The 14,186-nt window shown below is 52.9% G+C and carries 10 protein-coding genes; 3 read left to right on the top strand and 7 right to left on the bottom strand.

What is annotated here, in order from left to right; genetic code table 11:
* Positions 1 to 97: 97 nt before the first annotated feature.
* Both ACVVH8_RS24340 and ACVVH8_RS24335 read right to left on the bottom strand, forming a co-directional pair.
* Positions 98 to 2,017, bottom strand: a complete 1,920-nt coding sequence (locus ACVVH8_RS24340) for an alkaline phosphatase D family protein (RefSeq protein WP_475226778.1) — start codon at positions 2,015 to 2,017, stop codon at positions 98 to 100.
* Positions 2,018 to 2,088: 71 nt separating this feature from the next.
* Positions 2,089 to 2,862, bottom strand: coding sequence for a hypothetical protein (locus tag ACVVH8_RS24335; protein WP_475226776.1), 774 nt, complete (start codon positions 2,860 to 2,862; stop codon positions 2,089 to 2,091).
* 208 nt (positions 2,863 to 3,070) lie between these two features.
* On the opposite strand from ACVVH8_RS24335, the gene ACVVH8_RS24330 reads away from it, so the two are divergent.
* Complete coding sequence (locus ACVVH8_RS24330; protein ID WP_103304522.1) at positions 3,071 to 3,439, top strand: PH domain-containing protein; 369 nt, start codon at positions 3,071 to 3,073, stop codon at positions 3,437 to 3,439.
* Positions 3,440 to 3,456: 17 nt separating this feature from the next.
* On the opposite strand, the gene ACVVH8_RS24325 is transcribed toward ACVVH8_RS24330, so the two are convergent.
* Entirely contained in the window at positions 3,457 to 3,786 is a 330-nt protein-coding gene (locus ACVVH8_RS24325; protein ID WP_103304523.1) for a hypothetical protein, read from the bottom strand.
* Positions 3,787 to 4,073: 287 nt separating this feature from the next.
* Between ACVVH8_RS24325 and ACVVH8_RS24320 the strand changes: the two genes are divergently transcribed.
* Entirely contained in the window at positions 4,074 to 4,943 is an 870-nt protein-coding gene (locus ACVVH8_RS24320) for a TIR domain-containing protein (protein ID WP_475226774.1), read from the top strand.
* 148 nt (positions 4,944 to 5,091) lie between these two features.
* On the top strand, positions 5,092 to 8,913 hold the full coding sequence (locus tag ACVVH8_RS24315; protein WP_475226771.1) for a hypothetical protein: 3,822 nt from the start codon (positions 5,092 to 5,094) through the stop codon (positions 8,911 to 8,913).
* 460 nt (positions 8,914 to 9,373) lie between these two features.
* On the opposite strand, the gene ACVVH8_RS24310 is transcribed toward ACVVH8_RS24315, so the two are convergent.
* The 4 genes from ACVVH8_RS24310 to ACVVH8_RS24295 form a co-directional block, all read right to left on the bottom strand.
* On the bottom strand, positions 9,374 to 10,228 hold the full coding sequence (locus ACVVH8_RS24310; RefSeq protein ID WP_475226769.1) for a hypothetical protein: 855 nt from the start codon (positions 10,226 to 10,228) through the stop codon (positions 9,374 to 9,376).
* A gap of 98 nt (positions 10,229 to 10,326) precedes the next feature.
* Positions 10,327 to 13,212: a DUF927 domain-containing protein gene (locus tag ACVVH8_RS24305; protein ID WP_475226767.1), complete on the bottom strand. Its 2,886-nt coding sequence runs from the start codon at positions 13,210 to 13,212 to the stop codon at positions 10,327 to 10,329.
* Positions 13,209 to 13,481: a DUF3077 domain-containing protein gene (locus tag ACVVH8_RS24300; protein ID WP_475226765.1), complete on the bottom strand. Its 273-nt coding sequence runs from the start codon at positions 13,479 to 13,481 to the stop codon at positions 13,209 to 13,211. The genes ACVVH8_RS24305 and ACVVH8_RS24300 overlap by 4 nt, the downstream gene beginning before the upstream one ends.
* Positions 13,478 to 13,759, bottom strand: a complete 282-nt coding sequence (locus ACVVH8_RS24295) for a hypothetical protein (protein ID WP_475226762.1) — start codon at positions 13,757 to 13,759, stop codon at positions 13,478 to 13,480. Before ACVVH8_RS24295 ends, ACVVH8_RS24300 begins: the two co-directional genes overlap by 4 nt.
* Between the last annotated feature and the right edge of the window lie 427 nt (positions 13,760 to 14,186).

Raw genomic sequence — 14,186 nt, 5'->3', positions numbered from 1 at the left:
GAGCCTGCTCGCGAAGGCGGCCTATCAGTCGGCATCTGTGCTGGATGATTGATCGCTTTCGCGAGCAGGCTCGCTTCCGCAATCACAGTGCAAGGTCTTAGTCCGGGTATTCCGACAAATCCGGCGCCAGCATCCGTGTCTTCGCCGCTCCATTGGAGTTGTGCTGAATGATCTCGCGTGGCTGGCCTTGCTCGTTGAAAAACACCTGACCGATCCCCGCTGAGTTCCACAGTCGTTCACCTGCCTCGGCATGTTCTGGTGTGTACGGCACGATGCGCATACGTCGACGTTTGGTCAGCCAGTTCAGTGGCGAGCGCGGTGAGTAGAGCCAGCGGTTGAGACGGTCGAACCACTCCAGCAGGGTTTTCGGAAACTCGTTCTTGATCCCGCTGCTGGTGATCTGCCAGATCCGTGGGCCGGCCTTGCGGTGTCGGATAAGTACTTCGTAGACGAAGGAATAATGCACATCGCCGGACAGCACCACGTAGTTACCCGGCGTACGTGTGTGTCGGAAAATATTCAGGATCACCTGCGCGGCGCCACGATGGGCCATCCAGTTCTCGGCATCCACCAGCAGTGGGTAACCGCACCAGCTGAAGACCTTTTGCACCGTTTCAATCAGCTTCACACCAAAAATCGGCGCGGGCGAAACGATGATCGCCGACGGGTGATCGAGCAGCTCCTGCTGCAGTTCGCTCAAGGCTTCCCAGTCGAGCAGACCCGACGGTTGCTTGAGCGTCATTTCGCTGCGCCAGCGTCGGGTACGCGTGTCAAGCACGACCAGCGCCGGGCTGGTCGGCATCACGAAGTGCCAGTTCTGAAAGCGCAGCAAGTCATCGATCAGTTCGTCCTGCACCGGGCTGTCGAGGTAATGGTCATCGCCACTGGCGGCCAGGCGTCGGGTTTTCTCCAGTACATCCTTGAAGGCATCCGGGTTATTGCCCCAGCCCTGGCACAGCATGTAGGCAATCAGCGCGTTGCCGATGATGCGTTTGGAGAAAGGATGGCCGTAGGCCGTTTCCTCCCATTGCGCGGAAAGGTTCCAGTCATCGGTGATGTCGTGATCGTCGAAAATCATCAGGCTCGGCAGATGCGCCAGCGCTCGGGCGACGTTGTCCAGGCCTGCCTTGAAGGCGTCGATCCGGGTCTGTTCGAGTGCATATCGCTTGAGGCGATCCGGCGTCAGTAGCGGAGGCTGCGGATTGATCAGTGTCCACGCAACCGGTGACCACACCAGCAAGTACATCGCCATGATTTCGGCAAACGTCACCAGGTGATTGTCGGCGCTGCTGCTGGTGAAAATCGGCTTACGCGCACCGCCGAAAAATCGCTCGCGCAACGTCTCGTTGCTCTCCAGAGCCGGTAACAAATCCGCACGGTGGTAGTAACTGGCCGGGTGTTCGTAGAGTTTCGCGCTGTCGCTGACCACGGCACCTTCGAGGTGTTCGTCGAGCAGGCCGAGGCGCTCGATCAAGGCATGGATCGCCCGCAGCATCGGGCCGGCTACGTCATCGGCGTAGACCTGATCGCCACTCATCATCAACAGCGCCGGGCGTTGTTGCGGATCGGTTTGCGCCGCCAGCAGTTGATCGACACACAGCAAACCATCCGCCGCCGGGTGATGCGGTTTGCGGCAGGAGCCGTGGAGCAACTGATCTATCCGGGAGCGCAGGACAAAGTTCGGGCGGGTGGTATCGGCATAAAGCAGGTGCGGCGCCCAATCGGCTATGCCTTTCTCGCCATCGATCAGCAAGTCGTAGTCGATAAAGGTGTCGAAGGGCAGGGCGCAATCGAGAGTGATATCGATGAGGTGAACGAACGCCCGACTGCCTACGGGGATGACCGTGCACTTCGCAGAATCGAGAGGGATGTCTCCTACACCTTGCAGGCGCAAAGTCAGCGACAGTGGACGCGTACCGACCAGCCACATCACCAGTCGTGTCGGCTCCAGCCGTCGCAGTAGTGGGCCGGCCAAAACAGCAGGCAGGGAGTTCAGGTCATCAAGTGTTGGAGACATCCGGGTCAGAGCTCAAGGCGCACAGGCCGGCGATGATAGCGCAGCCGACGCCTTGATCTCTTAAACGAGGCTTAAGAGTCGCTCTTCTTCAACTTCAGATCGAGCAGTCGCCACGCAGCCTTGCCGGCATCGTTGCCGTCCAGTTGCTGCACTGAACAATCAAAATGGTAGCGGACATCGTCGCCCAACATGTTGCGGGCAGTGGCGGTACTGCTGACGGTGTAGGTCTGATCCTTGAAGCGCTGGCTGCTGGCGTCCCGGGCACTCGAGATCACCGTCGACGCTGAAAAACGCATGGCACTCTTGATGAAGGGCTCGCAAATCATGAAAGCCATCAAGGATTTGTCGGCATTTGGATTGCTGCCGGCCAATCGGCGCAAAACGGCGAAGTCGTTGCTCACGTTATCCTTGAAGTCCTTCTCGGCCAGTGCAGCGGGCAGGCGTTTGCCGAAGTTAGGCAGTAAAGCGGACTCGGGCGGCGAAGGCTCATTCTGTGGACTGCTGGCGACATAGGCCGGAAGGTTTTCAGTTGCAGTTGCAGTTGCAGTTGCAGTTGCAGTTGCAGTTGCAGTTGCAGTTGCAGGTGCAGGCGGCACGACTGTAACGGGGGGCGGCGTCGGAGCCGGTTCTGGGGCAGGTTCAGCTTCAGGCATCACTGCAACAGGCTCGACCTTTTGAGTGACAGTCTCTTGAATCTGCTTTTGCGCAGTTTTGCGCTCCGGCACGAACAGCGAGAACGTGATGGAGAACACCACAATGCCGACAATAAAACCCGCCCCCGCACCGAGAACGTTGCCGACAAACAGATTCCAGTTACCGCGGTTCTTCACCACCCAGCGCCACATGAAACCCCATGCCGCCAGAAATGCGAGTAGACACAGAAACTCCATTCGATCCTTTCCTTAACCTGCAAAAACTTTGAAACAGCGCGTGCTGATGAGCCGCGCTGAAGATGGACGGCAAGATAACAAAATAGTAGCGTCGCGCCACGCTCTTCATCGGCGTAACGGACTTTGATGAGGACGGGATCTTTCTCAACCAAAGGATGGACAGATGATCGACTTCAACAACAAAGGTTTCTTCAAACTCAAGCAGAACGACGAATACGCCGAGCGTGTGACGGCATTGCTGCTGGAAGGCGAAGAGGTGATCGATTCCTACAAAGCCATGCGCGACGGCGTGGTGTTCACCAACAAACGCATCATCGCGGTCAATGTGCAGGGCATCACCGGCAGCAAGAAGGATTTCACGTCACTGCCGTACAAGAACATCGTCGCGTACTCCGTGGAAACGTCGGGCACGTTCGATCTGGACTCGGAGCTGGAGATTTATTTTTCTTCGCTGGGAAAGGTGAAGTTCGAGTTCACCGGGAAAACGTCGATGGTGGAAATTTCGAAGTACATCTCCAGGCATTTGCTGTAAGCGCGTGGCGCGTTCAATTACAGAATGTCTTTCAAGTATCCCTTGAGCGCGAGGAGCGGCTGATCAAGCTGCTCCAACGACTGCGCCTGGCTCAAATCGGCGGATAATTTGTGCAGCTCACGGCCGAGCGGCTTCTCGACACCGCCCAAAGCATCCATCGCCAAGCCCAGGCATTCATTGATTTTGAACTGAATGGTCTGCACATCACCCCGGCGCACCAGCAGTTCGAAAATGTCTTTCTGATAGTCACCCATGACCATATCGTCCCGCAAAATCGGGCTCAGGCCTTCTTCCTCATAAGCGAGTTTGAGGGAGAAAAGGGCGACTGTTTCCAGTGACGTTTCCATGGGATGGTTCCTTCGGGGCTGATGGCCAAGAAGCGGAAGATCAAAAGATCGCAGCCTGCGGCAGCTCCTACACAAGTCAGAGCTTTATTGCAGGCGAAAAAAAAGGCCTTGCTAAGCAAGACCTTTCTTAATTTTGGTGCCCGAGGGAGACTGTAGGGCACCATATAAACCGTGGCTTGCAGCAAGGTTTTATGGTCAGGGATACATGCAGGGATACAGCCTGATGGATGCTGGCACATTTCCCATTATGGAATAATGCCTTCACCACTTAAAGGAGTATGTCCTCGATGGCTCGAGCTAAGCCCCCAGCGATGCCAACCGCTGTAAAGCCTCAACCGTCCCGTCAAAATATTGAGCGAGGAATCGATCGACTCCAAGATCGAATTTCTGAGCTTGAAGCATTTGAGGTGAACACAGTTCGTCGCGGTAATACGCCCGAGCTTGAAGGTCTAGAGATAGCCATCAAGGACACCTTGGCACGATGCTTTGGCGAAAACACATCCACCTACAACCATTTTCAAGGTGCTGCTCAACTCACGTACTACCCAAGGTTCTGGGCGGGTGACGTCTCGCCCGATTACATTGGGCCGATCGAGAAGCACATCAAGACAGCTATCGCTCTCCTAAATCAAGCCCTGCGGACGTTGAGAGAGGATCTCGCAGACTTTGAGCTCGAATCCCACGGCACTACTTCCACATTGGCCGTTTCTGAAGCGCTCTCGCGTCGCGTGTTCGTGGTTCATGGCCATGATGATGGTTCACGCGAAATGGTTGCTCGTTTTCTCGAAAGAATTGGTTTTGAAGCCGTCATTTTGCATGAGCAAGCAAACCAGGGACGAACCGTCATCGAGAAAGTAGAGGCATACGGTGATGTTGGATTTGCTGTGGTGCTGCTCACTCCTGATGATGAGGGCTGCGTTCGTGGGGGAACACCTGGGCCACGTGCTCGGCAAAATGTGATCCTAGAGCTCGGTTATTTCATTGGTCGACTTGGGCGAGGGAAAGTCTGCGCGCTCAAGCGAGGGACATTGGAAATTCCGACTGATTACGCTGGAGTGGTTTATGAATCGATGGAGGGCAATTGGAAGCAGGCGTTGGGCCGGGAACTTCAAGAAGCCGGATACGATATTGATTGGAACAAAGTAATGAAATCATGATGGTCGATTCCAATTATTAGTCTACTTTTATTAAAGCTATCAATTGAGCCTATAAGAGTGCTTAAAAAGCTGAATGTAGCCGTAAACTGGTCCACGCGCAGGATGCATGGGCAGTGGGTCCGAAAATAATCTTTAAAAGAGTGCTTTCATGAAGTTTTTTGAGCTCGACCCGGCTGATATATCTGATCTTACCGACGGCGATCTAAGAGAGTTGGTGGCGAGATTGTGTGAAGCAGAGTTGTCTCGACAAGAAATACAGCCCTCCTGTGTATTTTGGGGAGGCGCTCAAGAGGCTCCGGATGGTGGATTGGATGTATATGTCAGGGGGGCAGGAAGTCTCACGAAGCCGGGTTTTGTAGTTCGAGATAATACAGGATTTCAAGTAAAGAAAAACAGCATGGGCAAAGCTGCATGTAAGAAGGAAATGCTATACAAAGGGCAGCCAAAGGAAGTTATTAGGAGCTTGGCAGGCAAGAATGGCGCTTACATAATTGTAAGTGGGAAAGATGACTGCACCGATAAAATGCTTTCTGAACGTGTAGCAAGCATGAAGGCAGCACTTGTTGATTTAAAGGATAAAAATAATCTAGTCGTCGATTTTTACGGTAGGGATCGCTTAGCCGTTTGGCTACGGCAACATCCTGGCGTTGGTTTATGGGTTCGATCAAAATTAGGTAAACAATTATCAGGTTGGCTTCCATTTGGCCGATGGACGTCCGCTCCTGCTGGCTCTGATGATTTCCTACAGGATGAACACCCCTGCATTCTGGATAAAAGTTCTGGTATGGCGGACCCTGTGTCATTACTAGATGGGATAAATTTGGTACGTAAGCAGCTTCGCGCCGCTGGGAGCGTAGTACGTATTACTGGCCTGTCGGGAGTAGGGAAAACACGTTTTGCTCAGGCACTATTTGAGTCAAGTGTTGGCAAAGATGTGATTCCTTCGACCGATGTGATCTATGCAGATTTGGGTGATGAGATCTCTCCTTCTGCCTCAGAGTTGGTTTCCTATCTGATTGCTAATAATTTTTGCGCCTATGTTGTGCTAGATAATTGTCCTCCTGATGTTCATCGAAGGTTGCAGAAGCTGATTTTTAAAGGCGGTGTAAAACTAAGTTTATTAACTATTGAGTATGATATTTCTGATGATCATCCAGAAGAAACTATGGTGTTCCATATGGAGCCATCTAGTGAGGGAAACGTTTCAAAGTTGGTGCAGAAACGATTTCCAAATCTGGGGCCGCCTAATGCCGATAAGATATCAGAGTTTGCCGGAGGTAACGCCCGTATTGCATTAGCGTTGGCTGACCGGGTAAAGGCAGGTGAAACACTTTCAAATTTTACCGATGAGGAGCTGTTTTATCGTTTATTTACCCAGCGAAAGGAAAGCAGTGAAAATTTAATGGAGCATGCTGCGATTTTATCGCTTGTATATTCATTCAATGTGGACTCGGCGTTATTGAATAACGAGCTGGAGGTTTTGGCTTTAATTGGTGGGGCTAGTCGACGCGAGCTATATAAATCTCACGCAGAGTTGTTGAGGCGACAACTGTCACAAAAACGCGGAAATTGGCGTGCCGTGCTTCCACATGCTCTTGCCAATCGGTTGGCAAAGCGAGCTTTGGAGAATATTTCAGTAGATGAGATAAATTCTGAGTTGTTTAAACCTGAGAATTCACGGCTATTAGTGTCGTGTGCGCACAGAATTGGTTATTTGCACGATATAGACCTTGCTTATGATTTGGCGGGCTCTTGGGTTAGGCTTGGAGGGCCTTTGCAGGATGTAGCAACTTGTAACGATGAACAGTTGCAGGCTTTGGAATATGTAGCTCCGGTATTTCCTGTTGTGGTTCTTAATGCAATTGATTTGGCGTCGAATGAGAAGGGGTTTGCATCTAGAGATAATAAGTCTTTCAATCGGTTTGTGAATTTGTTATGTAAAATTGCTTATGATGAAAGTTTGTTTGATAGAGCTGTGCAGGTTATATTGAAGTTTGCTGAGTCTGAGAAGGTTGATGAGAATAATAATAGTATTGTTGGTAGGCTTGATCAGTTGTTTTCTCTTTATTTGTCAGGAACTAATGCGCCACCTTCGTTACGGCAGAAAGTTGCTGGGCAGCTAATAGTTTCGAGTAATGGTCGTCATCAGGAAATTGCAGAAAAGTTATTTGACTCTGCTTTTCAAGTTTCTAATTGGTCATCTTCAGCTAGTTTTAATTTTGGTGCGAGGACTAGAACATATGGTTGGGTCCCAGCAAATAAGAGTGAAGGCCTGGCTTGGTATAGAGGGTTTATCAAGCAACTTCACGCTTGTCTGGAATCTACAGATAAAAAAACACAGTCACTCGCGAAAACTCTAATTGCAAGGCATTTTATGGGGTTGTGGACCTTCGCGGGATGCATTGAAGAATTGGAGGAAGTGATTAAAAAGTATGGCGCTGAAGGAAAGTGGACTGAAATTTGGAGATCCATACAACGGACCATTAAGTTTCGTGGTAAAAATTTTGGCGGTGAGCTTTTACTTCGCTTGGAAGCGCTGGAAAAATTGACGGCTCCCATGGGGGTTAATGCTGAGATTGAGGCTTATGCACTAACCAATACTTGGGATCAGTCGGAAAGTTTTTCAGATAATTATACCGCGCAAGTGGATGCGATTCATGAGAGGGTTATTTTATTAGGTGTCCGCGCTGCGTCGGACTACAGGCTACTCGAATCAATCGGAGATAAGTTGTGGAGTAAACAAATCGATTCACTTCGGTTGTTTGGTAAAGGGCTTGCGCGAGGGAGTAGTGAGCCGTATGGAATGTTTGAGTATCTTCTGCAATTGATGAGAGACCAAAAGCAGGAAACTATAGAGCCAGGGTTATTCGCAGGCTTTATTAATGAGGTGTACACCGCAGATACTGAATGTGCTCGCTTCATTCTGCAATGCGTTCTTGAGGCACCTGAGCTTTCTCCTTATTTCATATTTTTGCTGTGCGCCAGCCCTATAGATGATTGGGGCATCCAAAAGCTTATTTTATTAGCTGACAGTAAAGAGGTAGATGCGTGGCGCTTTCGACAGCTTGGACATGGCCAAGCTCACAGCAATATTTCCGACTCTGATTTATGTTGCATATTAACATCCATAAATAGGTTGGATTGCGGTGTTCTGACTTCGCTGGATATCTTAGGTATGAGGTTTTTTGCTGAGAAAGGTAATAGCTATTCTCCGTCAGATGAGTTGGTATCTATAGGGACCAACTCACTCCATGTTCTTTTGACGATGCATCGAAATGAAATTAAAGGCCTCCCCAGTCATAGCATCGATTTAGTGTTGGCTGTTTGTCTTTCAGCCTCTGTGATAACTACTAAAGTTGTCGAGATCATAGATGTGCTATACGAGGGGCTGATGTCGTATCGTTTATATAATTTTGAAATTTTAAATATAATCGAAGCTGTTGTTAAAAATTTTCCAGAATTGTTGCTGGATAGAATTTTTCGAAAAGATAAGCCTGTTGAACAAGCGGTTCATGTTTTTTTTAAAGATAGGGTTTCTAGAGAGGCTTCTCCGTTAAATTCTGTGCCTGTCCATCGGCTAATTGATTGGTGTGAGAAGGATGAACAAAAACTTCAGTTTATCGCTTCTGCGTTAACTGTGTATTTGCCAGTTGCTGATAGTCTCCAAAATATTGATCCTCCAAAAGGATTTTTAATTAGCGAGCATGCGCTAGCGGTATTGGCAGCAGCTGCTAATAAAACCGACATTATAGAAGTGTTCTTTGAAAAGATTAGCCCTGACTCATGGACGAATTCATTGGCTGATATTTTAGAGTTGAGGGCGAAAGCTTTTTCAGCGCTTTTAGATTTTCCAATGGTAGAAGTGCGTGTTGTAGTGGAAGAGAAAAATATTCTTGCTGGGAAGTTCATTAAGGCTCAGCGAGAAAAAGAGGCTAGTCAAGATTTAACACGCGAGCAGCGTTTTGAGTGATTTGGTACACGTCATGCCAGCGTGGCAGTAACTCCTTTATAAAGACGGACATCTCTACGAAAGTCTCAGCTAGAGGAAAGCTGCGAGTCTGATAACCCGTGTAGGGGGCCCCCCTTAGGGAGGACCCGTAAAATCTGCCGCTCCGACTCCTTCGCCTGGGAGGAGTCAGACACAGTAGATCGGTGGATCTGGAGCGATCCGTCGCGTCCGCTCGTGCTGAAGGTTCACACCGTGAATAGGGGCGAGGGGAGGCTAATTCGTAGGTAGTGAAAACGCGGTGTTCCATGTGTTCCATGTGTTCCAGAAACGCTAGAGGCCAAGTAATTAGGGGCTTCCAGAGGTGGAACACCAAATACAAATAACCGGAACACCAGTTATACGGAACACGTTTGGTGTTCCGCGATTTGGTGATCCGGTTATGGGTGGAAAGCATCGCCGTAGGTATCGGCGATGCGGTGAGTCAGGCGGCTAGCAACTGCTCCATGGACAGCGCATGTGCTTTATCTCGGATCGTCTTCTCGCTGATGCACGAAGCCCCATACGGGGTTTGTAAAGGCACATAGAGCTCACTCAACGAGCTTCTCCATCCCAAGGCTTTCTCGGTGGCTTCCAAGTGTGCTGCGACAGCGGCAAATTCCTGAGCGGCCTTGTCCATGCGGTCAGCCCACATGATCCGCGCTACGCGTAGCTGCCGCTGACGAAGATCTTTCAAAACCTCTCTGATCTCTATGATTTCCACATCGAGCTTCTCTACTTCGTTTTTCAAGGCTTGCGCGGTCGCTGCCAATCCTCGCTTGCCACGTGTCACCGTTGCCAGTGCTTCGGAGGCGAGACGCAGCACCTTCTCCGCATGCTGCTCATCTGCATCGTCTCCATCACTGAGAGCTACCGCATAACTCGCCGCGGCTTGTTTCTCCGCATATTGGGCCTTCTCGACTTCGGCTCGTTTCTCATCCTCAAGCTTTTGCAGTTTGGTCGACAGTTTTAGGCGTTTGTCCTGCAGCTTTTGCAGGTCGCTCTGTACCTGACTGATTCCTTTCTGAGCCTTTTTGATGTTGGCGCTCGCGAACCGGGTGCCATCTTCCCAGTCGATCAGCCTTTGAATACGCTTGATCTCCGAAGCGTGACCCTCGATAGCAGATTTAGCGTTATCAAACGCATCAGTGATTTCGCGAGGATAAGGCGCTCTATTGATGCGGTTGTTTGCGTGGAAGCGTTTGGCCTCCTTTGCCGCCGCGCTAAGATTCGGTAGCGCCTTTTTGAGACGTTCCAGTTCCGCTTGATGGTGCTTGAGTTGCTTTTGAAGTTCGCTCATTAGAATTCTTCCATTTCAAAATTTGTAGTGTTTGTACGCATTATTCCGGGCGGGCCAGACCCGAAGCGGCCGGCAGCTCTCCTCGATCCGCCAATACTTCACGCGGCTTCGGTTTCAGAGGAGAGGAGGGCGTTGGCGTGAACCACGTACGCTCTCGTTTTTGCGAGCCCAGGGAGCCGCACCGATTGCGCAGCCCGACCTTCCGCGCTGGCTTCCAAAATCCCGCGCTCGATCAGTTCCCGATTGACCAAGGTGAGGCTCATGCCTTTGAACACTTCGGCCCTCCACGCAGTGGGCAGGAAGTAGTAGGTGACTAACGTGTAAACCCCATCGCCCATGCCGTGTTCAACTGTGCGCCGGAAGCCGAGGCGGTCGGTCGTCCGTGGTGCGTGATCGTCGGTTTTGGCGGCAAGACCGTCCCAGCGTGTGAAACGGCTTTCACCGAATCGCTCGATCACTTGCTGCAATCGACTCACAATGGCGTCGCCTTCCATGTTCCCGGCACCGCCGCGCTCTTCGAGCCAAGCATTGAGGCAAACCTGCGCCGCTGTGGTCGCAGCACCTTCCGGCCAGCCAGTAACGCCAAGTGCCGTCGCCAGTTCACCAGCTGCAGCGGCGAGACCGAAGCGAGCAGCGGCTCGATGCGCCTGACCGCTGGCGGATGCAGGAAGAGCTTTGGCGATAAAGCGCTCCACCGTGCGCCGCAGCATGGCTGTCCAGCCGAGCATTTCACCGGGCTTGCACAGTGCCGAAAGGAACGCGGTAAGCGGCGTACCGTAGTATTTGCCTACGCGGGCTTTGAGCGCGTCCGACAGGGCGGCGGCGTCTTCGAATCCGTTCAGCACGTCGAACATGCCCAGCCCTTTGCTCGCATCTGCAGGCACGGCGAGCATGCGGATTTCCATCCCCGCCTTTAGCTCCTTGTTTGCATCGGCCATGTGCTGTGCAAGTGTCTTTTCGCCGGTCGAAAGAAACAGCAAACGCCACTCTTGCACCTGACGGCCCGCTAGCCCTCGATCATTGGCGCGAGCTTTGCCCGTGCCGTTGCCGAGCATGTACACCGTTTCACCGATGATGCGCGGATCACACATACCGATTTCGTCGAGTACCAAGACGCCGTCCGAATGCGCGGCGGCAATCGACTCCAACGCGTTGTCGGTGGAGCGCCACGACCGGACCAATCTCGGCCCGCCGTACACCGACGCGGCAACTTGTAGGTGAGTCGTCTTGCCGCCGGAGCTGTCGCCATACAGATGGAAGCCACCTGATTCATGACCCAGCAAGTGCAGCAGCGGCCCAGCAAAAGCCGCGCTGACGACAAACGCTAAGCGGTGATTGCCTACGCAAAGTGCGCCGATTTGCTGTTGCCATTGCTTCAGTGTGCCGGCCTCGCTGATGGGAGGAAGCTGCGCCCCAGCATCACAAAAAAATAGATGCTCATGGCTATTGCCGATCTGCTGATCGGGTAGCAGGTATGCAGGTCCATGCCATCCAAGGCGAGTGACCAAGCGCGCCCGTTCGTTGCTATCGAAACCTTGCAGGTAGCTCTGAAGATCGTTGCGGGCATTGCGGCCGGAGCGCGTACCAGGCAAGCGCAATCCCATATCCACCAGCGGCCCCAATACGTCTTTGCCGAAGTCGCCGGTCATGTTGCGAGCGGGAATGTTCCAACGCTTTTTAGCGCCGTCTGGATCATCGAATTCAACCAGCAAACCCCAGTTGTGACCCTTGTCATCGCGGGTACGAGCGAGAATCTCCAAGGAGGAACAAACAGGCCGCGACTCACCATCATCGCCGGTATAGAACACTCCTTCAGGGGCCAATCGAAAACCACCGGGCAGCAAATCAGTTTTCGATTTTGCCAGTTGTTTGGCTGCTGCTTTTGGCTCTGCGGGTTCGTCAGCTTGCTCGTGTGGGAGAGGAACTAAAAGCTCACCGCTGCGCGCCAGCTCGGCGACGTGTGCTGCCGTCCAACCTTTACTGAGTGCGTCGGCGGCATCGTCCCCGTCGTCCCACTTGCCACCTTTGGCGAAGGCTGCTTGATCGTCCTTCAAAGTGGGCTTGCGTTTGAACACATTGAGCGCGACGAACCGGACCGATTCGGCGCCGATTTCGTGCAGCTTTTTGGCGACTTCTTCCATACACGACTTGCCGCTGCTGTCGTTGTCTGGCCAAAGCACAACCGAGCGCCCTTTGAGTGGTGTCAGGTCGGCCTTGTGCCAAGAGTTAGACCCGTTGGGCCAGCACATGGCCACGAAGTCCGGCATCAATTCGCTTGCCGCATCGGCGGCTTTTTCGCCCTCGCACAACACGACAGGTGCTGAATCGCGCAGTGCCAATTCTTCCAAGCGCAGGAGCGGACGCGGGTCAGGCAATCCCTGCCATCGCCATTGCGTGGTTTCGCTGTTGGAGCGCTGGCACCAAGTCAGTGGAGCGAAGACTTTTTTAGGCTTGCCGTCTTCATCTGGACCGAGATCAAAGCGGTAAAGCGCCATGAGTGGCTGACCGCTAGCGTCACGGTATATCCAGACTTTCGACGGAGCACCGTGATCTCGATGGCGGACCGGGCAACGTTGCATCGCTTCGGCCGGGATCGGCTGTATGGCGGTCCATGTTGGCGCTTTGGTTTTACCTTGAGCGGCAGCCGACCGCGCCGCACCGACGCTCACGCTCAGCAGTTCGGTGAGCTTCACGCACGCCTCGATATCTGTGCCGCCGTCCAAGTAGCGCACCAAGTCGATAAGGTCTCCGCCCTTGTCGCCAGTGGCGAAGTCAGCCCACGTGCCTTTGTTCAAATTGACCTTGAGCGAGCCGGCGCGCTTATCGGTGCGAGTCGGATTGGGGGCGGTGTATTCCTTGCCGCCGTCGACACGCTTTTCGTTGGGCAGCCAGTGCGCTAGGACACGTTCAATGTCCTTCAGCGATGCGGCTTTTACGTCGGCGAAGCTCGGACGTTTCGCTTTGCTGCTCTGGTGCTGGCTCATGTGTCGGCCCTCGGCGAGAACAGGGTGTCAGCCACGTCATCAAGCAGCGCTTTTGCCATTTCACCTAAATACAGAGCAGGCCAACTAAACCGTTCGTCTTGGTCGCTCATGGCGGCGTCGCGGTTGAGCAGATTTACGTGGTCTTGCAACTGAGAGGCTAGCTCCAGAGCATCTTCGATGGGGATGCCTGCGTTGACGCGAAATAACTTCAAGCCGCTGGCATTAGCAGGCGAAAAATCCGTGCGGCCGATCGTGGTCAACGCGTTCATAACGCACCGCCTTCCTGCTCCGCTGGAACGGAAGTGGTATCACCGTGCAGAGCGAGGGTTTTGATCAAACCGAGGGTGCCGCGAACGTCCCAAATGACGGCGGCAATAACACGGTTGGAGAGGCGCGACTCACCTTCAAAGTGGTCTTCGAGCAACGTCAGCACCGAGTCCGCGCGCTCAATTGCGCAGGCTATGGCGTCAATCGGTACACCGGTCCCGGCGCGCTGGCTGACGCTGAGAATGTCTTCGGGCAGGGCAAAACTCAGGGCGTTGTTCATTGGACACCGCCTGCGGCTTCGAGCGCGCGAGCTTTGGCCATATGTGCGTTGTAGCGGGCAAGACGTGTAGCAAGACTGGAGTTGGCGTGTAGAGCGGCGAGAGCCATTGCACGGTGTGCAGCGGCGCGATTTTTGGATGGAATGAGGGCGTGCATGGGTGAGGCTCCTACTTTCTGACTGGAGCCGCCACCGTCCTTCCTACGGGATTGGGTGGCAGCTGTGCGCGGGGTAGGAATACCGGGATAGTAGGCACCCGGCCAGGCCGAAGCCTGCCCACACACAGCCGCCATAACACGATACTGCGGGCGAAAAAAAACGCCGGCAGTTGTGATCTGGGCGCTGATGCGCCTACTAATTCTCGGGTTCCTACGCCCGGTCGTTGAATTTGCAACGACTGCGGCAGGATAACTCCGTGTTTTTACAAGCG

This window comes from Pseudomonas trutticola BRTCR10, assembly GCF_056155105.1.
Note: the sequence above shows the minus strand (reverse complement) of the source record. Positions and strands in the feature narration are given on the sequence as shown.

Coding starts and splice junctions, on each gene's coding strand:
- ACVVH8_RS24340 (WP_475226778.1), bottom strand. CDS start 2,017: ATGTCTCCAACACTTGATGACCTGAACTCCCTGCCTGCTGTTTTGGCC.
- ACVVH8_RS24335 (WP_475226776.1), bottom strand. CDS start 2,862: ATGTGGCGCTGGGTGGTGAAGAACCGCGGTAACTGGAATCTGTTTGTC.
- ACVVH8_RS24330 (WP_103304522.1), top strand. CDS start 3,071: ATGATCGACTTCAACAACAAAGGTTTCTTCAAACTCAAGCAGAACGAC.
- ACVVH8_RS24325 (WP_103304523.1), bottom strand. CDS start 3,786: ATGGAAACGTCACTGGAAACAGTCGCCCTTTTCTCCCTCAAACTCGCT.
- ACVVH8_RS24320 (WP_475226774.1), top strand. CDS start 4,074: ATGGCTCGAGCTAAGCCCCCAGCGATGCCAACCGCTGTAAAGCCTCAA.
- ACVVH8_RS24315 (WP_475226771.1), top strand. CDS start 5,092: ATGAAGTTTTTTGAGCTCGACCCGGCTGATATATCTGATCTTACCGAC.
- ACVVH8_RS24310 (WP_475226769.1), bottom strand. CDS start 10,228: ATGAGCGAACTTCAAAAGCAACTCAAGCACCATCAAGCGGAACTGGAA.
- ACVVH8_RS24305 (WP_475226767.1), bottom strand. CDS start 13,212: ATGAGCCAGCACCAGAGCAGCAAAGCGAAACGTCCGAGCTTCGCCGAC.
- ACVVH8_RS24300 (WP_475226765.1), bottom strand. CDS start 13,481: ATGAACGCGTTGACCACGATCGGCCGCACGGATTTTTCGCCTGCTAAT.
- ACVVH8_RS24295 (WP_475226762.1), bottom strand. CDS start 13,759: ATGAACAACGCCCTGAGTTTTGCCCTGCCCGAAGACATTCTCAGCGTC.